This window comes from Streptomyces sp. GMY02 (assembly GCF_019056675.1).
GTDB lineage: Bacteria > Actinomycetota > Actinomycetes > Streptomycetales > Streptomycetaceae > Streptomyces > Streptomyces odonnellii.
Map to the genome: position 1 here is coordinate 1,486,057 of NZ_CP077658.1, position 19,840 is coordinate 1,505,896.

The window sequence follows — 19,840 nt, forward strand, 5'->3', positions numbered from 1 at the left end:
CCCGGCTGCGTTTTCCCCGCAGACCCTGCAATGAGCCCGGGGGAAAGTCAACACATTCGTCCGTCAAAAGCGGACTCCCCTATATCAGGGCAGGTCAGAGCAGTTGGAGGAGCTTCCTTGTGGGAAAGAACTAATGCGCTTTAGGATGAAAGGACTCAAGCGCATTAGTCCAGGGTCCACATGGCTCGTCCGGTACGGCCGGAAGGTACGGGAAAAGGAGCACCGGAGTGGCGGAGAACCGGCCATCGGCCAGAGACACTCCGCGGGACGCTCCGGGCGACATTCCGCGGGACGCCCCGGCGGCCAGGCGCACTCCGGCCCGCCGTCCGACCATGAAGGACATCGCGCAGCGCGCCGGGGTCTCGGAGAGTGCCGTCTCCTTCGCGCTCAACGGCCGTCCGGGAGTCTCCGAGGTGACGCGCGACCGGGTGCGCCGGGTGGCCGAGCAGTTGGGCTGGCGGCCCAGCACCGCCGCCCGGGCGCTGTCCGGCGAGGGGTCGGCCACGGTCGGTCTCGTCCTGGCCAGACCCGCCGCCACCCTCGGCGTCGACTCGTTCTTTCTCCAGCTCATCTCCGGCATCCAGGAGATCTTCTCAGAGCGCCAACTCGGCCTGCTCCTCCAGGTGGTGGAAGACGTGGACGCCGAGTGCGCGGTCTACCGGCGCTGGTGGGCGGAGCACCGGGTGGACGGTGTCCTGGTGGTGGATCCGAGGACCGAGGACCCCCGGCCCGGACTGCTGGACGAACTGGGCCTGCCCGGTGTGGTGATCGGCGCGCTGCCCGACGGCGACACGGGGCCGCACTCGGCGCTCTCGCAGGTACGGGCCGACGACGCGGGCGCGATGGCCTCGATCGTCGGCCGGCTGTACGAACTGGGCCACCGGCGGATCGTCCATATCGCGGGCCTTCCCTCACTCGCGCACACCGAGCGGCGCATCCGCTCGCTGCGGATCGAGGCGGCCCGGCGCGGGCTGGCCGAGGTGCGCTCACTGACGACGGACTACTCCGACACCGAGGGCGCGGAGGTGACGCGCCGGGTCCTGGAGGAGACCGGCGCGCCGACCGCGCTCGTCTACGACAACGACGTGATGGCCGCGGCCGGCGCCGCGACGGCGGCGGGGCTCGGCCTCTCCGTGCCGGGCGATGTCTCGGTGGTCTCCTGGGAGGACTCGGCGCTGTGCCGGCTGGTACGGCCCTGGCTCACCGCGCTCTCCCGCGACGCGGTCGGGTTCGGCCGGATCGCGGCGGGTGAACTGGCCGCGCTGCTCGACGGGGGCGGCGCCCGGACCGTACACGTACCGCTCCCGACGCTGATCGAGCGGGAGAGCACCGCTCCGGCATTGGCCGGAAATCATTCACGGCACGACCATTGACACCCCAAGAGATCAAGTGATCTATTCACTTCATGAGTCGCAGTGAACTGTCGCTGTCCGAGCATCTCGCGGACAGCATCGTCGAGATCATCCGCACCGAACGGCTGGTTCCGGGCGACGCCTTGGCGTCGTCCCGTGATCTGGCCCGCCGGTTCGACGTCACCACGCCCACGGTCCGCGAGGCCCTGCGCAGACTTGAGGCCACCGGTGTGGTGGAGTTCCGGCACGGCTCGGGCACCTATGTCGGACCGGGCAGTGAGCGGAGGCTGCTCGCCAACCCCCATCTCCCGCGCGGGAGCCGGGAGTCGGTGCTCGAACTCGTCGAGGCGCGGCTGGTCCTGGAGCCCGCGGTGGCTGCGGCGGCGGCCCGTACGAGGGTGTCCGAGGCGGTCTCGGAGCTGGAGGCGGCGTCCGCCAACGCGCTGCATCCGCCGCGGGAGTCGCTGCGTCAGGCGGTCCACTTCCATGTGGCGCTGGCCGCCGCCAGCGGCAACGCGCTGCTGAGGGAGGCCGTCGAGGCACTGCTCCAGGTCAGGGCGCGGGAACAGGTGGAGATCCGGCACCGCTACAACGACCGCGCGCGGGACCACGCGGAGCATGTGGAGATCTACGAGGCGGTACGGGACGGGGACGCCGAGGCGGCCGAGCGGCTGACCCGGGAGCATCTCGGGTCCATCCGCGAGGCGGTCCTCACGGCCGACTTCCCGGACGCCGAGGACGCGGACGCCGACGGCACGGCGACGGGCACGGACCGATGAGCGCCCGACCGCCGCTGCGGCTGGCCGAGATGACGACCGAGGAGGCGGCCGAGGCCGTCACCGCGAGCCCCGTGGTCATCATCCCGGCCGGTGCGTTCGAACAGCACGGCCCCGGAATGCCGCTGGCCACGGACACCATCCGGGCCGAGGCGGTCGCCGACCGGGTGGCCGCCGCGCTGGACGGGCGCGCGGTCATCGGCCCGCACCTGCCGGTCGGTGTCTCCCCGCACCATCTCGCCTTCGCGGGCACGGTCACGCTCACCACCACGACCCTGGCCGCGGTGATCCGTGAGTACGTCGAGAGCCTCCACCGGCACGGCTGGCGGAAGGTGCTCGTGGTGACCGGCCACGGCGGCAACAACGCCACCCTGGCCACGGTGGCGCAGGACCTGCTCACCACCCACCCCGGCCTCCAGTTCGCCTGGACGCCCGTGACCGCGCTCGCCGCCGATGTCGTCGCCGGCATGGGCGTCAGCGAAGTACACGGACACAGCGGCGAGGCGGAGACCGCGCAGATGCTCCATCTCGCCCCCGGGCTGGTGCGCACCGGCCGGCTCACCGCCGGTACGACCGCCACCGCCCAGCTCGATCCGCTCTCCCGGCTCTCGCGCCACGGCAGCCACCCCGCGCTCGCCGTGCGCTACGACCGGCTCAGTGACAACGGCATCCTCGGTGACCCGCGCCGGGCGACCGCCGAGGACGGACAGGCGGTCGTCGACGCCGTCGTGGTCCGTGTGGTCGCCTTCGTCAAGGAGTGGCTGGACGCCTGACACCGGCTCCGCCGCCGCTCCCCCGCGTACGGCACCGCGCCCCGCCCCTGTTTCCGTAAGGGCTCTCCCCCAAGGCCTTTCGTAAGGGCGCGCGTGGTGCCGTAGGCAGAACCTGCCCGTACGACACCCGCACCGCGCGCAGCACGCGCACCGCACCTCTTTCATCGCGCCCGAGCCGCGCGCGATCCCGCCCCCCGTGTGTGGGGCACCCCTGCCCGGAAACCAGCCGGCCGTCCGCCTTGAGGCGTACGGCAGAAGGAGCCTGCCATGAACTCCCTCCAGCGAATGGCGACCGCCGTCGTGAGCCTTGCCCTGTGCGTCGGCGCGAGCGCCGTACCGGCGGCCGCGGCCGCGCCGCAGTCCAAGCCCGCCAAGCCCGCCAAGACGGCCTGCCGCCTCCCCGCCCCGCAACAGCCCGGCACCAGCGCCCGGGGCACCATCAGCAGCGGTGGCCGCGACCGTACGTATCAGCTCCATCTCCCGGACGGTTACACGGAGAAGCGCGACTGGCCGGTCGTCCTCGCCTTCCACGGCCGTGGCAACACCGGTGCGGGCACCGAGGAGTTCTCCAAGCTCTCCACGCTTCCGGCCGTCGTCGTCTACCCGGACGGGGTCATCGGTACCGGGGACGGCGACCGGCAGGCCTGGCAGGGCGCGCCGTACGCGGCGGCCGGTGTGGACGACGTCCGGTTCACCGAGGACCTCCTCGACCGGATCGAAGCCACGCTCTGTGTCGACGAGCGGCGCGTGTACGCCACGGGCAAGTCCAACGGGGCGGGCTTCGTGAGCACCTTGCTCGCCTGCCGCGCCGCCGACCGGATCGCCGCCATCGCCCCGGTGGCCGCCGCGCTCTATCCGACCGGCGAGGAGTGCCGGCCGTCCCGCCCCGTACCGCTCATCGACTTCCACGGCACCGGTGACGTGACCATCCCGTACGCCGGGGACGCCGACCGCGGACTGCCCGCGATCCGGGACTGGGTGGCCGACTGGGCCGACCGCAACGGCTGTGACGACCGCGCCCGCGACCGCGTGACCGAGCCGGACATCACCGTCTCGCGCTGGCGGGACTGCGACCGGGGCGCCGAGGTGCAGCATGTCGCGGTCACCGACGGCGGGCACACCTGGCCGGGCGCCGACAGCTACAGCGGCGGCGGCTACACCACCCAGACCATCGAGGCGCACGAGGTCATGTGGCGGTTCCTGAGCCGGTTCCGTACCCCCGCGTCCCACCGCTGAGCCCTGCCAAGTCCCCCTGAGTCACCCCCCGTCCCCGCCGTCCCGGGAACCCAGCCCCGGGACCCCAGCAAGGAGCCGCTCCCATGACCACATCGACCCCCGCCCCACCCGGCAGACCCGCACCACCCGGCGACGAGACCCGGCTGCCGCGCATCGTCCGCGCGATGGCCGTCGTCGAACGGGCCGGCAACGCGCTGCCGCACCCGTTCTGGCTGTTCTGGATCCTGTCCGCGGTCCTCGCCGTGGTCAGCGCGATCCTGGCGGCGGCCGACGTTTCGGTCGTCTCGCCCAGCGACCACAAGACCGTCGCAGTGGAGAATCTGCTCAGCGGTGACGGGCTGGCCATGGCGGTCTCGACGATGATCGAGAACTTCGCCTCCTTCCCGCCCATGGCCACCATCGTGGTGGTCATCATGGGCGTGGCCGTGGCCGAACGCACCGGTTTCCTCGCGGCGCTGATGCGGGTCAGCGTCTCGCGGGTGCCCGCGTCCTGGGTGGTGTTCGCGGTCGCCTTCGCGGGCACCGTGGCCCATGTCGCCTCGGCCGCCGCGTACATCATCCTCGTACCGCTCGGCGGGCTGGCCTTCCGCGCGGTGGGCCGCTCCCCGGTCCTCGGCATCGTCGTCGCCTACACGGCCATCGCCTCCGGGTACGACGCGAGCCCGATACCCACCCCCAATGACGCGATCTTCGCGGGCATCACCACCGCCGCCGCGCGGATCGTCGGCGGGGACGCGGCCTATGTGTCGCCGCTGAGCAACTGGTTCTTCAACATCGCCTCGTCGGTGCTCCTCGCGGCTGTCATCACCCTGGTGACGAAATTCGTACTGAGCCGGCGGCCCGACCTCGACGCCGACCCGGACGCCGATCTCGAAGACCTCGGCGCGCTGACCCTCAGCGCGCGGGAGCGCTCGGCGCTGCGCGCGGCGGTCATGGCCCTGGTGGCGGTGCTCGTGGTGCTGGTCGCGGTGATGGTGCCGCAGGGGTCGCCGCTGCGCGGCGAGGGCGGCAGCATCGTCGACTCGCCGTTCCTGGACGGCATCGCGGCGGTCGTCGCCGTGGTGTTCGGTCTGACCGGCATGGTGTACGGGTACCGCTCGGGCTCGATCCGCTCGGCCGGCGACGTACCGAGGCTGATGGGCGAGGGCGTCAAGCAGATGGCGCCGGTGCTGGTGCTGTTCTTCGCGATCGCCCAGTTCCTGGCGTACTTCGACTGGACCCATATCGGCGATGTGCTCGCCGTCAGGGCGGCGGAGGCCCTGGAGCAGAGCGGTATGCCGATCGTGCTGGTGTTCCTGCTGATCCTGGTGCTGCTGACACTGGTCAATGTGATGGTCACCAGCGGCTCCGCGATGTGGGCGCTGGCCGCGCCCGTACTGGTGCCGATGCTGATGCTCGTCAGTGTGCCCGCCGAGACGACCCAGGCGCTGTTCCGTATCGCGGACTCGGGGTCGACGGCGATCACCCCGATGAGTCCGTACTTCATCATGGCGCTGGGCTTCCTCCAGCGGTACCGCAAGAACGCCGGGATCGGCACGCTCGCCTCGTACACCCTGCCGCTGGCCGTCGCCATGACGCTGGCGTGGACCGCGCTGTTCCTGGTCTGGTGGGCGACGGGCATTCCGCTGGGACCGGGCGCCCCGGTGCGCTGACGCCCGGCGGCCGAACCGTACTGCGGCGGAACGGGATTCACGCGGCGCCCCGGAACCATGGCCGGGGCGCCGCACGCCTTAGGCCCTGTCCGGCGGATCTTCGCGGGCCCGGAACGCCTGGCACGGCACCTCGCCGCGTTGTCGGAGTCGTCCAAGTACGGCCGGGCCATCCACAACGCCGATCCTCCGCCTTGCGATGCTCCCCCGTAGCCTGAACGGCACGGGAGGGACCCCCTCCACCAGCCGCCCCGGGCTGATCCACGAAGATCCGCCGGACAGGACCTAGTCGTCCGATCCGGGGGCCGGCCGCTCCCGGCGGGGAACGGCCGGCCGATGAGGTGCCGCTACTGGCGCGTGCCCGTCTTCTTCCGCCTTACCGCGGCTCCGCGTTCCGCGGCGGCCACGGGTGCGGCGTCCCGCTCCGCGTCCGCCGGCCGCGCGGAGCGTGCCGTACTACCGGACCCTCCCGAGCCCGCCGAACTTCCCGGACTCGCCGGACTCCCCGAACTCCCCGAGCCCGCGGAGCTTCCCGAGCCCGCGGCCCGGCGACGGGCGAGGTCGGCGCGCGCGGCCTCGGCGCGCAGGATGGCGTTCAGTGCGGCGAAGGGGTCAATGGGCATGGCTGTGTCCTCACTGTGAGTTGGGCTGAATCAACTGCTGCTGTCCCAGGGGCACTTGGTGGTACGCGACGGCGTACTCCGGGCCGGGACTGTCAGCAGCGCAGCACCACACAGCGGGGGAAGGCCGGCTGGCGCGGCGGCAGGGCCGGGGCGCACCGGCGTGTGTACGGAGTCGCTCCCGGGCCGTGCTGACCGGGGCGGGTCACCGGATGAAAGCGCGGCCCGCCGGCCCGTTCCGTTCTGCCGGGGGCGGTCTGTTCGGTCTCGGCCGTGTCCTGCTGGCCCTCGCCGGCCGGTTCACGGCCGGCGGCGGCCGGGGGCGGCGGCTCGGCGCCGGACGCCGCCGGGACGCCCCGGGCGAGCGACATGCCCAGAAAGGCGATCAGTACCAGCAGCGTCACCAGCACGGCCCGCCGCGCGGCGGCAGCACGAGGACCTGTCGCCGAACCGCGTTCGTACGGCCGGAGGCCGGGCCGGGCGGCGGCCGGCGCGTGCGGTCGCACGGCGGAGGATCGCCCGCGTACCGGACGTACCGGGGCGGCTCCGGCCATGCCCCGAGCGTGCGTACCAGGCGTCGAACGGCAGAGGGCAGTTCGACGGCAGGCCCTGGCTGCGGCACGGGTGACGGCGAGCGCGGCATGGTACATGGGCACGACCTCCTGGACATGCGTCCTCTGCCCAGGAACCGTCGTGGCGCGTCCTGCTACCGGCGGAAACCGCTCGCATGGGGGAGGTGGGCTAGGCCCGGTCCCCCTCGCCCTCGGCCGTTTGTGCTTCGGCGGACCGTACGTTCGCCACGCCGGCGGGGACGTTCGCCGTGCCGTCGGGGGCCGCTCCGAGCGGCACCTGGGGCCCGCTGGCCTCGCGCAGCCAGCGCCGCAGCACCCGGTGCACCTGCTCGGCGCCGACGAGTTCGCGGCCGGGTTCGCGGGGGAGTCCGCGGCCGGGTTCGCCGTCGGCTTCTGCGGCGGGTTCGGCGGCGGGTTCGTGGTCGGGTTCTGTGTCGTACCGGCCGGTGCGGCTCCCGCCTGGCAGCGGTTCCGTCAGCGGTTCCGTCAGCGGCGCGGAGAGCGTCAGCGGTGACAGCAGAAAGGCCCGCGACTGTTCGCCGCCCAGCCCGCCGTGCGAGCCGATCTGCTCCTCGAAGGCGTGCACCTGCCCCGTCTCCGGGTCGTACATCGAGTTGACCATGATGTCCGCGACATGCGGGAACGCGTCGGTGCGCCGTACGGCATCGGCCGCGCCGGGCCCCATGTGCGCGAGCGGCCCGCTGTCGTCCAGCTCCGCGAGCGGCACCTCCGCCCCGCCGGGCCCGAGCACCACCGAGCCGTGCTCCTCGCTCCGTACCAGCAGGAACCCGATCCCCGGATGGCTGGCCAGGGTCCGCAGCAGCGCCGGGTGGCGCCGGTCGATCTGCTCGCGGCTCATGCGTTCCGGTACGTCCGGGAAGGAGATCAGCGCGAGATTGCCGGAAGCGAGCACCACCGGGTCCGAACCCGGCGCGGGCTTCTCCTCGGCGCCCTCGCGCACCGGCCGGTGCAGCGCGCTGCGTACGGCGTGCCGGGCGGCGTCGCGCGCCTCGGCCCCGCTCCTCGTGCGTACGGCCCTGCGCGGCACGGGCAGTCCGCAGCCCGCGCGCACCAGATCCCTGAGGGTGAGTCCGTAGACGCTCTCGAAGGTCGCTCCGGGGCTCTGGCCGTGGTCGGAGAGCAGCACGATCCGGTAGGCGCGGGGCGCGTGCTCGGCGACTTCCGCGATCAGGCCGACCGCACGGTCGAGGCGGTGCAGGACCTGGGCGGCGTCCCGGCTGTGCGGCCCGGAGTGGTGGGCGACTTCGTCGTACGCGACGAGGTCGGCGTACACGGCGGTCCGGCCGGCCAGCATGTCGCCCAGCACCGCCGCGACCACCACGTCCCGCTCGACGACGGTTGCGAAGGCCCGGATGAGCGGATAGAGCCCGCCCCGGCCGACCCTTGGCCGGTCGCCGCGCAGCCGCGCCCGGGTCGACTGCCCGATCTCGCGGCCGACGTCGGCGACGAACGAGACCACCGTACGCACGGCGTTGGCCGGGTCCGAGAAGTAGGCGAAGTAGCCGGCCCGGGAGCGGTTGGCCCGGCCGCGCCGCGCCGCCATCGAGAGCACCAGGGCGAGCTGGTCCGCGCCGCCGCTGAAGAGATTGCCCCGGCTGGCGCCGTCGAGGGTGAGCAGCCCGCCGTCGCCGGTGCGCCGGATGGCCCGGCGCTGGAGGACGGCGGCGCTCGCGGGCCGGTTGCTGACCATGATCCGGCCGCTGTCCTTCTCGTACCAGCGGAAGGCGGGGATGTCGTGGTTGGAGCCGTGCAGGATGCCGAGCTGGCTGGCGCCGGTCTGGCTGGACCAGTCGGTGCGCCAGGGGGTCAGCCGGTGGGTGGGCCGACGGTCGGGCAGTTCCCCGAGCCACGCGGCGACATGGGGCATCACCCCGTCCGCGACCGCGTCCAGCAGCACACGGTGGCCGACCCCGTCGAGCTGGAGGAAGACCGTACCGGGCTCCCCGGTGTACCGGCCGTCCTCGCCGCTTCTGCGCCGCCGCCGGTCGGCGAGGCGCGAGAGTCTTCGCCGGTAGGCGTCGTCGTCCCCGACCGCGAGAGCCGTGGAGGTCGCGGAGGCGACGGCGGACATCACTGCGGCGACCACCACCGCGGTCTCCGCGTTGGCCGCGCCCTGGCCGACCGGGACCAGCCGGAGCGCGAGCAGCAGCAGCGAGCCGTTGAGGAAGAACACCAGCAGGCCGAGGACCAGCGCGGGCACCAGCAGCAACGCCCGTACGAGCAGCGGCCAGACCAGCGCGCCGAGCAGTCCGAACGCGCCCGCGCCGCAGGCCGCGGTCAGCGCGAGCTTGGTGATGCTCTCGCCGTCGCCGGACTGGAGCCGGAACTGCGGCAGGATCCCGGCGAGCACCAGCATCGTCACCGTGGACACCGCCCACACCACGATCACCCGCAGCAGGGCCCTGCCCGTCGTACGCCACCGCCCCCTGAGCACTCCGCTGTCACCTCACGTCCGGGCCCGTACACCGCACGGGCTCCGGCCCAGCCTCGCACAGCGCGCCGCACGACCAGGAAAGGGCGGCGAGCGTTCCGGAAAGGCGGTGGGCGCTCGGCGAGCGGCGATGGGCGTTCCGGGACGGGCGCGGGGTGTTCCGGGACGGGCGCCGGGCGTCAGCAGCCGTCGTAGCCCGCCGTCGGCATCGACAGCCTGCGGTGGACCCCGGCCTTCATGGCCGCGTCGTACCGCGGTTCGTCCAGCCCGACGGTCTCCAGCCGTACGCCCCTGCGTTCGCACTCCTCGGCGAAGGCCCGCACCGAGGTGAACGCCCGGTCGAGCACCCGGTCGTTGGCGGCGACGAACACGTCGACCACCCCGTCGTCGACGTCCACCCACAGCCCGAGGTGGTTGGGCCGCAGCCCGTAGAACAGGAGTTGTCGTGTGACGACATAGCCCTTGTCCTCGGCCCAGCGCGCGCACATGGCGTGCTGGCCACGGGTGTCCACCAGGAAGGGGTCGCTGTCGAGTTCTTCCAGAGGGGTCAGGCTGGCGATCACGGCGACCCGTACGTCGTCCCGGATGTCACCGTCGTCCCGGATGTCACCCATGGCAGTCCCCCCGCTTCCGCGCCCGCGCACGGCGCCCGGCCTCGTGCGCAGACCCTACTCCGCGCGCGCCCCCGAGCGGCAGGCGCGTACCCGGCGGGCAGCGGGGCGCGAACGGGGCGCATCCAGCCCGCGGGACAAGCCGCCACCGTATGCCGGTGAACCAGGCACCGTACGCCGGACGAGCCGCCACCGTACGCTGGCCGGGTACGCGCAGACCGTGCCCGGCACCGGGAGCGGTACGGAGGGCGGAGCTGAGGTCGGGTTGGGAACAGTCATCACCTGGTGGGGCCATGCCACCTGTACGGTCGAGGACTCCGGGGTCCGGGTGCTGACGGATCCGGTGTTCGTCCGGAGGCTGGCCCATCTCCGCCGCCGCCTCGGGCCGGTTCCGCCGCCGGAGGCGACGGTCGCCGACGCCGTGCTGGTCTCGCACCTCCACTCCGACCATCTGCACCCGCGCTCACTGGCCCGGCTGGCCCCGGGCACCCGACTGATCCTGCCGCGCGGCGCCGACCGTTCCGTCCCCTCACTCAGACGGCTCGACGCGCGCAGGAATCCGGCCGGGCTGCGGATCGCCGAGGTCGACGCGGGCGACGAGGTGGAGATCGGGGCGCTGCGGGTACGGGCCGTGCCCGCGGACCACGACGGACGGCGGCTGCCGGTCGGGCCGCACCGCTCCCCCGCGCTCGGCTATGTGATCAGCGGTGAGTCACGGACCTATTTCGCCGGTGACACCGGGCTCTTCGACACGATGGCGGACGTGGTGGGTCCGGTGGATGTGGCGCTGCTGCCGGTCGGCGGCTGGGGTCCGCATCTCGGGCCGCACCATCTGGACGCCGGGCGCGCGGCACAGGCGCTGGCCCAACTGGCGCCGCGCGCGGCCGTACCGGTGCATTTCGGGACGTACTGGCCGATCGGGCTGGACGGTGTGCGTCCCCATGAGTTCTACGCGCCGGGCGACGAGTTCGTACGGAAGGCGGCCACGCTCGCGCCCGAGGTGACCGTCCATCTGCTCCGGCACGGCGAGAGTGTGCGGCCGGGGGCGGTGCTGTGATCGACGGGGTCATATCACGGCTGGCCGAGCTGCCGCCGGAGTCGACCCAGCAGGCCGTCGGTTATCCGTCGGTGTTCCTGCTGGTGGCGCTGGGCTCGCTGGTGCCGGTGGTGCCGACGGGCGCGGTGGTCAGTTCGGCCGCGGTGGTGGCGTTCCATCAGACGAGCCCGCTCGCCATGCTCCATGTCTTCCTGGTGGCGGCCGGCGCGGCCTTCCTCGGCGATCTGGCGCTCTACTGGCTGGGGCGGCGCGGGGTCGGCTCGAAGAACGGCTCGCGCTGGCTGGAGTCGCTGCGCCGGTACGCCCCGCCCGACCGCCAGGAACAGGCGCGGGTCAAGCTCCGCGAGCACGGGGTGACGGTCCTGGTCCTGTCCCGTCTGGTCCCCGCGGGCCGTATTCCGGTGATGCTGGCCTGTCTGCTGGCGGACTGGCCCCTGCGCCGCTTCGCCCGCGGCGACATCCCGGCCTGTCTGGCCTGGACGGCGACGTACCAGCTCATCGGGGTCCTGGGCGGCTCGCTCTTCGCGAAGCCGTGGGAGGGCGTGCTCGCGGCGGTGCTGCTGACGGTGGTCCTGAGCGGGGCCCCGGTGCTCTGGCGCAAGGTACGCGGCCCGGCGAGGCCGGACGGCCCGGACACGGAGGGACCGCAGTGCCGGGAGGGCCAGGAGACCTGAGCGGTACGGGGGTCTGAGCCGTACGGGACTGCGCACGCGGTACGGGGCCTGAGCCGTACGGGCAGCTCACGCGGTACGCGGCCGCGCATGCGGTACGAGACAGCGCATGCGGTACGGGGCGGCTCACGCGGTACGGGACACCGCACGCGGTACGGGGCAGCGGCTCGCGCCTCGGGGACGTCCCCCACTCAGGGATGTTCCCGACTCGGGTACGGCTCAGCGCAGTTCGGCGAAGGCCGCCGCGAAATCGGTCAGCGCCCGCTCCACATGCGGGAGTTCCAGAGGCGCCGACGCCATGAGGGACTCCAGGCGGTGTCCGGGCGTCGGCCCGAGCAGCGGGGCCGTGGACAGGCGTACGCGCAGCGCGCCCAGTTCGTCGCCGAAGCGGTGGCCGCCCGGCGCGGGCGTGCCGAGGCGCTCGCTCAGATGGTTCTCCAGCTCCATGGAGTCGGTCACCCCGCGCTCCGCCAGCCGCGCGCGGAGCGGGCCGAGGTCGGCGTAGAGGTGGCGGCCCGCCTCCGGGGGCCGGGCCAGGGCGCCGGAGACGAGCACCGCGTGGTGGGCGGCGGCGCCCACGCGCGCGTACAGTCCGGCGGCGGCCCGTGCCCGCTCACCGACCGCGTCCGGTTCGTCCAGCGCCAGCGCCGCCGCGGCCGCCACGGGTCCCGAGACCAGCGCGCCGAGCGCGGTGAGGATGTCGAGCGTTCTGGCCCGCAGGGCCGCCCCCTCGCCGGTCGCGGGACAGCGGGCGCAGGCCATCGGCCAGGCGGCCGGAAGCAGTGAACCGACCGCGTCATGGACGACGACGACCTCGTCGGGCCACATCTCGGCCGGGCTGAGCAGCACCGTCTCGTGCGGCCGGAACAGTGTGTCGCGCCAGGTCTCGTCGCTGATGATGTGCAGCCCCTCGCCGACCGCCGCCTCGCAGGCCTCCCGCACCAGTTCGGGCGGGGCGACGGTCGCGGTGGGGTCGTCGGCGGGGCAGAGCAGCAGCACCCGCGGGGTGCCGCCCTCGGCCCGTACCCTGCGGACCGTCTCCAGCAGGGCGTACGGATCGGGCACCCCGCCCGCCTCGGCCGGGGCCGGCACCTGGTACGCGGGCCGGCCCAGCAGCCGCGCCTGCGGAGACCACCAGGCCGGGCAGGGCCTCGGCATCAGCACCTCGCCGTCGTACGCCGCGAGCAGCGCGAACAGCAGCGGCTGCGCGCCGGGCGCGACGGCCACGTCCTCGGGATCGCAGGGGAGCCCGCGCCGCGACCAGTACCCGCGGGCCGCCTCGCGCAGCGCCGCGCCACCGCCGGGCGGTTCGGGTTCGGTGCGTGCGGTGGCCGCCGCGCAGGCGTCGGCCAGTCCGGGCAGGGCGGGCAGCCCCGCCTCGGGGAAGGGCGGGCCGAACCGGACGGGACCACGGCCCTCGGAAACCGTCCGCCGCATACCGTCCACCTCCCGCCTGTCCCGACTGCGTACCCCTTGTGGCACCCGTGCCCCATGTGGCGCCCGAGCCCTGTGCGGGGTCTGATCCCTGTGCGGGGCCCGAGACCTGTGCGGGGCCCGAGACCTGTGGGGCGAGCCCTTGATTCGAGTCCTTTGTACGGAGGTTACGGAGGTTTGTGACCCCGTGCTTCCCGGGCCGCGCCCGGAGCGGAACCCCCAAAGCGGTGTCCGCCCGCTTGACCGTGGCGTCCGCCGGGTACCCGCGTCCCATGCTGGACACCACCGCACACCACGAAACCCGCGCCCCGATCGCCGCGCTGCTCCGCTCCTGGGACGAGCGCGCCTTCCGCTCGCTCGCCGCGCGCCGCTGGCCGGGCGCCGATCCCGTACTGCCCCGCCTCAGCCGGAGCGCCAACCACGGACTGCTCTGGTTCGGCGTCGCCGCCGGTATCGCCGCCCTGGGGCGCGGCGCGCGCTCGCGCCGGGCCGCCCTGCGCGGGGTGGCCTCGCTCGGGCTCGCCTCGGCCGCCGTCAATACGGTGGGCAAGCGAGCGGTGGGCCGTACCCGTCCGCTCCTCGACGGCGTACCGGTGATAAGACGGCTGAAGCGCCAGCCCTTCACCACGTCCTTCCCCTCCGGGCACGCGGCCTCGGCGGCGGCCTTCGCGACCGGGGTGGCGCTGGAGTCGAAGGGCTGGGGCACGGCCGTCGCCCCGCTGGCCGCCGCCGTGGCCCTGTCCCGGATCTACACCGGGGTGCACTATCCGAGCGATGTGCTGGCGGGCGCGGCGCTCGGGGTGGGCGCGGCCTTCGCCGTGCGCGGGATCGTACCGACCCGTGCGCAGCTCCCGCCGCCCGGACGGCCGCACACCGAGGCCCCCGCGCTGCCCGGCGGCCGGGGCCTGGTCGTCGTGGTCAACCGGGCCTCGGGATCGTCCGGCGCCGCCGCGCCGCTGCGGGACGCGCTGCCGTTCGCGGAGGTCGTGGAGTGCGGTCCTGACGAGGTGGCCGCGGAGTTGGAGAAGGCCGCGGGCCGGTGCCGTGCCCTCGGGGTCCTCGGCGGCGACGGTACGGTGAACCGCGCCGCGGACACGGCCGCCCGGCACGGTCTGCCCCTGGCCGTCTTCCCCGGCGGCACGCTCAACCACTTCGCGTACGACCTGGGGACGGAGACCGTCCAGGACACCTGCCGTGCCGTGGTGGCGGGCGACGCCGTCCGGGTCGACCTGGGCCGCTTCTCCCCGGGCCCGGACGGCTCGGCGGCGGGCTGCTTCCTCAACACGTTCAGTCTGGGCGTCTATCCGGAGCTGGTACGGGTCCGCGAGCGCTGGGCGCCGAGGATCGGCGGCTGGCCCGCCGGCGTCCTCGCGGCGCTGACCGTACTGCGCGAAGGGCGGCCGCTGGAGGCCGAGTTCGAGGGCCGGCGGCGCTCGCTGTGGCTGCTGTTCGCGGGGAACGCCCTGTACGAGCGGATGGGCCCCACGCCGGGCCACCGGCGCGATCTGGCCGACGGTCTGCTGGATGTACGGGTCGTCCACGGCGGCCGCGCCCCCGGCCTGCGCCTGCTCGCCGCCGCCCTCGCGGGCCCGCTGAGCCGCTCCCCGGTCCACACGGCACAGCGCAGGACCCGGCTGCGGATCACGGGCATCGCCCCGGGCACCCCGCTGGCCTTCGACGGTGAAGTGGCCGAAGCGCCGGGGGAATTGGTGCTGGACAAGGCAGCCGAGGCCCTCACGGTCTACCGCCCGCAGCCGCTCCTCTGAGCCGGTGCAAGCCCGCGGATACACGGTGGACAGACCGCTACCACCGGCTCAGGATCGCGCCGGGCTGAGGTATGTCCGTACCTTCTTCGAGGAATGGCCGGAGACCATCGAGGGCTCGGAGCACGGCGATGTGGCGTACGCGCTCACCCGGGAGGAGTGGGCGCGTACGAACCGACCGAAGCCGGCCATGCCCACATAGCAAGACGCGGGTCTCATTATCCGACATGGCGGCGTACGGTGGCCGGACACCGCGTGAGAGGGGACCGGCCATGCCGAAGGAGACCGCCGTCTACACCCACGGCCACCACGAGTCCGTGCTGCGCTCGCACCGCTGGCGTACCGCCGCCAACTCGGCCGCGTATCTGCTGCCCGAGCTGCGGCCGGGCCAGGACGTCCTTGATGTGGGGTGCGGCCCCGGCACCATCACCGCCGATCTGGCAGCGCTCGTCGCGCCCGGCACGGTGACCGCCGTGGACGCCTCCGCGGATGTGCTCCGCCAGGCACAGGAGACCGCCGAGGCGGCCGGCGTACGCAATGTCCGCTTCGCGGTCGCCGATGTCCACGCACTGGACTTCCCCGACGACTCCTTCGACATCGTCCACGCCCACCAGCTCCTCCAGCATGTCGGCGATCCGGTGCGGGCGCTGAGCGAGATGCGCCGGGTGTGCAGGCCGGGCGGTGTCGTCGCCGCGCGCGACGCGGACTTCGGCGCCTTCGCCTGGTTCCCCGCCGTCCCGGGGCTGGACGGCTGGCTGGAGCTGTACCGTACGGTCGCCCGCGCCAACGGCGGTGAGCCGGAGGCCGGGCGGCGACTGCTCTCCTGGGCGCGGCGGGCGGGATTCACCGGCATCGCCGCCACCGCTGCCACCTGGTGCTTCGCCACGCCCGACGAGCGCGCCTGGTGGAGCGGGCTGTGGGCGGACCGTACGACCGCGTCGGACTACGCCGGACGGGCGGTCGGCGGCGGGCACGCGACACGCCCGGAACTGGCGGAGATCGCGGAGGCCTGGCGGGAGTGGGGCGGGGCCCGGGACGGCTGGTTCATGGTCCCGCACGGCGAGATCCTCTGCCGCGTCTGAATCGATCTCCTGGCCCGCCCTCGCCAACTAACCTGATCCGTATGGAAATCCTGGGAACCACGTTGCGCATCTGCGTCGACGACCTCGACCGCTCGGTGGTGTTCTACGAACGGCTCACCGGAAGCCCCGCGCTCCGCTTCGAGCGCGGCGGGGTCTCGGTCGCCGCCGTCGGCTGCTTCCTGCTGATGAGCGGCCCCGCGTCCGAGATCGAGGTGCTGCGCAAAGTCACGGCGACCATCGCCGTCAAGGACGTCGACGAGGCTCTCACGATCCTCACCGAGGTCGGCGCCCAGGTCCTGGCAGGCCCGGTGCCGACCCCGGTGGGGCGCAATCTGATCGCCGTGCACCCCGACGGTTCGGTCTTCGAGTACGTCGACCGCAGAGCGGCCCAAGGTGCGTGACCGCCGGGCCCGGCCCGGTTCATGACATCAGGCTCACGGCATCTGACCTCATGACACCGGGCCCCACGGCACCGGGGCTCATGGCACCGGGGGCTCACGGCACCAGGGCTCACGGCACCGCGGCTCATGGCGCCAAAGCTCACGGCACCCGGGCTCAGCCCGTCGACCGCATCCGGAACTCATAGGCGTCCGGCAGCGGTTCGTCCGTGAGCCCCGCCCACACCTCGCCCAGCGTCTCGGCGCCCTCCCGCAGATCCGGTACCTCGAAGCCGGCCTCGAAGAGGGCGCGAGCCGCCTCCCTCTCGCCCTCGGCGGCCAGCAGCCGCGCCTCGGCGAACAGGAAGGCGCCGCCCCGCCGTACGTCCGAGGGCAACCGTTCCCAGACCCCGCGCGCCTCACCGGTACGGTCCACCGCGAGCAGCGCGTCGAGCGTCTCGCGGCCGAGCGCCGCCGCGACGGCGGTCCATGCTCCGTCGCTCCCCACCGTGTCGTTCCGCTCGGCGCCGGCGTCCCCCGCGACGTCCTGGCAGAGCAAGTCAAAGGCCGCCGCGTAGTGGTCGGCCGCCCGGTGGGGGTGTCCGCCCTGCTGGTCGGCGACGGCCAGACAGCGCAGCAGCGGCCAGCGCGAGGCCGCCCTGCGCAGCCCGCGCTCCCAGCTCCGTACCGCCTGGGCCAGATCCCCGGCGTGCCACTGCGCGACCCCGAGGTGGTACTCGGTCAGCGGCTCGTCCAGCGCGGTCTCCAGCATGTCCCGCCAGTGCGGCGCCACCAGCGTGGGGCCCGGCGGTACGGCGGTGTCGGGAACCGGGAGCATGCCGCTGGTCAGCAGTTCCACCCAGGGCGCCTGCTCCTCCCCGAGCGTGGACTCGTCGAACGGCGTGCCCGGCAGCTTGTATCCGGCGCGCAGCACTTCGAGTGCGCCCCAGCCCGAGCCGGTCGCGAGCCGCTCAGCCGGCTCGGTGTCGGCGTACGGCAGCCATGCCGCGTAGGCGGCGTCGACCGCCGCGCGCGGCAGGGCCTCTTCGAGCCGGTCCGTGACCTCGGCGCGGGCCCGGTCCCAGTCGGCCGAGTGCACCGCCTCCGGGCCCGCGGTGAGCGGCCCGTACGCCTCCAGCCAGCTCAGTTCACCGTCGGCTTCGAGCGGAATGTGTTCGAGCTGGGTACGAGCGAGCCCGGCCTGGATCTCCGCGTATCCGGGCGTGCCCGGCTCGGTCAGCCAGCGCTGCCAGTTGCGCCCGCCGCGGCCGGCGCCCCACAGGAACAGCTTGCGGCCGCGCAGGGTGTCGGTCGAGGTCTGGACGAGTCCGGTGCCCCGCTCGTCGAGCGAGGCGATCCACTTCCGCGCCTCCGTCGGCACGTCGTAGAAGTAGTCGGCGGGGAACTCCGCGCGCAGCGGGTACGTATGGTCCGCGCCCGCGCCGCCGGGATCCGGCACCGGTACGGGCACTTCGCGCAGTTCGTGCTCGTACCCGAAGTGCCAGGCGGACTCGGCGGGTGCGAGTACGCGGGTGCGCTCGCCCTCCTCGACCGCGATGTTGGACCACCAGTAGACGGGAGCGGTCCGCTCATGGGGGTTGCGGATCCGTACCCCGGTGTAGAGGAAGTCGGAACCGTCGGGCAGCCACAGATCCACCTGGAACGGCAGGTCGCGCAGTCGCTCCCACTCCCAGAGCCGGAGCATCTCGCCGCCGTCCGGGGCGGGTACGAGGGCGGCGTGCACCGGGGCGCAGGAGAGGGTGGTGTGGCCGGTCGCGCCGATGTTCCACTCGATGCCGCCGGAGAACCAGGCGCCGTTGAGCGCGAAGCTCGCTGGCTGGAACACCGGGTTCCGGTAGACCAGTTCACGGCCGGTCGGCTTGTGGTGGAGCGAGTGGATCCGGCCGCCGAGGCCGGGCAGGACAAGGGCCCGCAGCCGGTCGTTCTCGATCACGACCGCATCGACATCGGTCTCGCGGCGCTCCCTCCCGTAACCGTCCAGGATCCGGACGGGCAGCGGGGTGCGCAGGGGCGCGTAGCCGATCTGCCGTGCCATGTCGGCCGGCAGCCTCTTTCTGGCGCGTTCGTCGACGGTGTGCGCCTCATCGAGGGTCGGCAGGGCCGGCAGGGGGTTCTCCGGCCCCAGGGGAGCGGCGGGCAGGGTCAGTACGGCACGTCGCACGGTCGTGGCCACGGCAACCTCGCTTCGTTCACGCGGGCGGGCCGGCGGCTCCTCCGGCCGACGTCCCGATGACCATGGAACACGCTGGACGCCACGCTGACCAGGGTGACTCGGCGGGCACCGGTCACCACGAAATTCCGTGTGCGGGCCGCCCTCAGCGCCGTACCCTCGGTCTTCGATCCGGACTTCTGGGTCTTCGATCCGGACTTCATGACGGATGCGGTACGAGCGGTACAGCGGTACGAGCGGAAAGCGGGCCATCGAATGACGACGCAGCACACCTACCGGGTGATCGTGCGGGGGACGTGGGAGGACCTGACGGACGACGCCCGGGCGCGGCTGCTCGCGGAGGTCGACGAACACGGTCTGACGCAGATGCGGTTCACCCCGGAGGGCTCGCTCACCTATGACCGGGTGCTGAAGCACTTCAGCTACCGGTATGTGATCGTCTCGGACGCGGACGACGGTGAGGAGATGGCGGCGGCGCTCGCCGAGGACCGCGCCGAGTCGGCGCTGAGGGAACTGGGCTGCGGCCATGGCGAGCTACGGTCCACGGTGACCGACATGGACACCATGAAGATCAACCGCAAGGGCCGCTGAGCCGCCGGGGGTCCAGGAGTCAGGGCCGGTCGCCGGGTTCAGCGGCCCCGGCCCGGCTCGGGGGCCTTCAGGCGGCGGATTCAGGGGCGGGCTTGAGCATCTCCGCGGTGACGGCCCACCGTTCGTGGTCGCGCCAGGCACCGTCGATGAACAGGAAGTCCGGCGAATACCCCTCCTGTCGGAAGCCCGCGCGCCGGACGAACGCGATGGACGCGGTGTTCGCGGGCTGCACATTGGCCTCCAGCCGGTGCAGCCCGAGCGGGCCGAAGGCATGGCGCATGACCAGCCCGAGCCCCTCGCTCATCAGCCCGCGCCCGGCGGCGTGCGCGAACGCGCCATAACCGACCGCCCCGCTCAGGAACGCGCCCCGCACGATGTTGTTGATGTTGATGAACCCCGCGATCCGGCCGTCGTCGCGGGCACAGACGAGATAACCCGCCCTGCCGGGATCGTCGATGAGCCGGCCCGCGTACTCGGCGTACATCTGCGCCGTGCGCGGCGGGAAGAGCCACGGCCGGTGCAGTTCCTCGCTCGCGCGGACGAGCGAGATGAACTCGTCGGCGTCCTCGTAGCGGTAGGCGCGTACGAACGTACGGTCGCCCTCGGCGAACGGGATGGGCGTATCGGACACCG

Annotated in this window: 19 protein-coding genes; 12 read left to right on the plus strand and 7 right to left on the minus strand. The window is 73.3% G+C overall.

All coding sequences use genetic code 11. The annotated features are described in order from the left end of the window. Nucleotides 1-332: 332 nt before the first annotated feature. The 5 genes from KQY30_RS06170 to KQY30_RS06190 all read left to right on the plus strand — a co-directional run bounded on the left by KQY30_RS06170 (nucleotide 333) and on the right by KQY30_RS06190 (nucleotide 5,789). Nucleotides 333-1,373, plus strand: coding sequence for a LacI family DNA-binding transcriptional regulator (locus KQY30_RS06170; RefSeq protein ID WP_217305934.1), 1,041 nt, complete (start codon nucleotides 333-335; stop codon nucleotides 1,371-1,373). Between the two features lie 32 nt (nucleotides 1,374-1,405). Further along, nucleotides 1,406-2,131, plus strand: a complete 726-nt coding sequence (locus tag KQY30_RS06175; protein ID WP_217305936.1) for a FadR/GntR family transcriptional regulator — start codon at nucleotides 1,406-1,408, stop codon at nucleotides 2,129-2,131. Beyond that, nucleotides 2,128-2,901 (plus strand): creatininase family protein, encoded by a 774-nt coding sequence (locus tag KQY30_RS06180; protein ID WP_046507809.1) that lies wholly within the window; start codon nucleotides 2,128-2,130, stop codon nucleotides 2,899-2,901. The genes KQY30_RS06175 and KQY30_RS06180 overlap by 4 nt, the downstream gene beginning before the upstream one ends. A gap of 267 nt (nucleotides 2,902-3,168) precedes the next feature. Continuing rightward, nucleotides 3,169-4,137 carry a PHB depolymerase family esterase gene (locus KQY30_RS06185; protein WP_217305937.1) on the plus strand — a complete coding sequence of 323 codons (969 nt, stop codon included), beginning with the start codon at nucleotides 3,169-3,171 and terminating at the stop codon, nucleotides 4,135-4,137. Between the two features lie 83 nt (nucleotides 4,138-4,220). Next, nucleotides 4,221-5,789 carry an AbgT family transporter gene (locus tag KQY30_RS06190; protein ID WP_217305939.1) on the plus strand — a complete coding sequence of 523 codons (1,569 nt, stop codon included), beginning with the start codon at nucleotides 4,221-4,223 and terminating at the stop codon, nucleotides 5,787-5,789. Nucleotides 5,790-6,133: 344 nt separating this feature from the next. On the opposite strand, the gene KQY30_RS06195 is transcribed toward KQY30_RS06190, so the two are convergent. From KQY30_RS06195 to KQY30_RS06210, 4 genes are all read right to left on the minus strand, one after another. Then, nucleotides 6,134-6,409: a hypothetical protein gene (locus KQY30_RS06195; RefSeq protein WP_217305940.1), complete on the minus strand. Its 276-nt coding sequence runs from the start codon at nucleotides 6,407-6,409 to the stop codon at nucleotides 6,134-6,136. A gap of 92 nt (nucleotides 6,410-6,501) precedes the next feature. Next, nucleotides 6,502-6,960: a hypothetical protein gene (locus KQY30_RS06200; RefSeq protein WP_217305941.1), complete on the minus strand. Its 459-nt coding sequence runs from the start codon at nucleotides 6,958-6,960 to the stop codon at nucleotides 6,502-6,504. Between the two features lie 187 nt (nucleotides 6,961-7,147). Beyond that, complete coding sequence (locus KQY30_RS06205; protein ID WP_217305942.1) at nucleotides 7,148-9,433, minus strand: phage holin family protein; 2,286 nt, start codon at nucleotides 9,431-9,433, stop codon at nucleotides 7,148-7,150. 176 nt (nucleotides 9,434-9,609) lie between these two features. After that, entirely contained in the window at nucleotides 9,610-10,044 is a 435-nt protein-coding gene (locus tag KQY30_RS06210) for a hypothetical protein (protein WP_217305943.1), read from the minus strand. A gap of 262 nt (nucleotides 10,045-10,306) precedes the next feature. Here KQY30_RS06210 and KQY30_RS06215 point away from each other — a divergent pair, with 262 nt between their 5' ends. Together KQY30_RS06215 and KQY30_RS06220 are read left to right on the plus strand one after the other, a co-directional pair. Then, complete coding sequence (locus tag KQY30_RS06215; protein ID WP_254407542.1) at nucleotides 10,307-11,098, plus strand: MBL fold metallo-hydrolase; 792 nt, start codon at nucleotides 10,307-10,309, stop codon at nucleotides 11,096-11,098. Further along, a complete protein-coding gene (locus tag KQY30_RS06220) occupies nucleotides 11,098-11,772 on the plus strand; it encodes a DedA family protein (RefSeq protein WP_254407543.1) in 675 nt (224 codons plus the stop codon). The genes KQY30_RS06215 and KQY30_RS06220 overlap by 1 nt, the downstream gene beginning before the upstream one ends. A 216-nt stretch (nucleotides 11,773-11,988) precedes the next feature. Here KQY30_RS06220 and KQY30_RS06225 read toward each other — a convergent pair whose 3' ends face one another. Beyond that, complete coding sequence (locus tag KQY30_RS06225) at nucleotides 11,989-13,206, minus strand: aminotransferase class I/II-fold pyridoxal phosphate-dependent enzyme (RefSeq protein WP_217305946.1); 1,218 nt, start codon at nucleotides 13,204-13,206, stop codon at nucleotides 11,989-11,991. Between the two features lie 269 nt (nucleotides 13,207-13,475). Here KQY30_RS06225 and KQY30_RS06230 point away from each other — a divergent pair, with 269 nt between their 5' ends. The 4 genes from KQY30_RS06230 (at nucleotide 13,476) to KQY30_RS06245 (ending at nucleotide 16,449) form a co-directional block, all read left to right on the plus strand. Beyond that, nucleotides 13,476-14,969 carry a bifunctional phosphatase PAP2/diacylglycerol kinase family protein gene (locus KQY30_RS06230; protein WP_217305947.1) on the plus strand — a complete coding sequence of 498 codons (1,494 nt, stop codon included), beginning with the start codon at nucleotides 13,476-13,478 and terminating at the stop codon, nucleotides 14,967-14,969. Nucleotides 14,970-14,994: 25 nt separating this feature from the next. Next, nucleotides 14,995-15,168, plus strand: a complete 174-nt coding sequence (locus tag KQY30_RS06235; RefSeq protein ID WP_217311532.1) for a hypothetical protein — start codon at nucleotides 14,995-14,997, stop codon at nucleotides 15,166-15,168. Between the two features lie 70 nt (nucleotides 15,169-15,238). Then, a complete protein-coding gene (locus KQY30_RS06240) occupies nucleotides 15,239-16,048 on the plus strand; it encodes a class I SAM-dependent methyltransferase (RefSeq protein ID WP_217305948.1) in 810 nt (269 codons plus the stop codon). Nucleotides 16,049-16,089: 41 nt separating this feature from the next. Next, the gene (locus KQY30_RS06245) at nucleotides 16,090-16,449 is read left to right on the plus strand and encodes a VOC family protein (RefSeq protein ID WP_217305949.1); all 360 of its coding nucleotides are present in this window, start codon (nucleotides 16,090-16,092) and stop codon (nucleotides 16,447-16,449) included. A gap of 154 nt (nucleotides 16,450-16,603) precedes the next feature. Here the strand turns inward: KQY30_RS06245 and KQY30_RS06250 are convergent, their stop codons facing one another. Next, nucleotides 16,604-18,619, minus strand: a complete 2,016-nt coding sequence (locus KQY30_RS06250; RefSeq protein ID WP_217305950.1) for a DUF5107 domain-containing protein — start codon at nucleotides 18,617-18,619, stop codon at nucleotides 16,604-16,606. A 252-nt stretch (nucleotides 18,620-18,871) separates the two neighbouring features. Here KQY30_RS06250 and KQY30_RS06255 point away from each other — a divergent pair, with 252 nt between their 5' ends. Next, nucleotides 18,872-19,207, plus strand: coding sequence for a DUF6204 family protein (locus tag KQY30_RS06255; protein ID WP_217310785.1), 336 nt, complete (start codon nucleotides 18,872-18,874; stop codon nucleotides 19,205-19,207). Nucleotides 19,208-19,274: 67 nt separating this feature from the next. Here the strand turns inward: KQY30_RS06255 and KQY30_RS06260 are convergent, their stop codons facing one another. Continuing rightward, a complete protein-coding gene (locus tag KQY30_RS06260) occupies nucleotides 19,275-19,838 on the minus strand; it encodes a GNAT family N-acetyltransferase (RefSeq protein WP_217305951.1) in 564 nt (187 codons plus the stop codon). Nucleotides 19,839-19,840 lie beyond the last annotated feature (2 nt).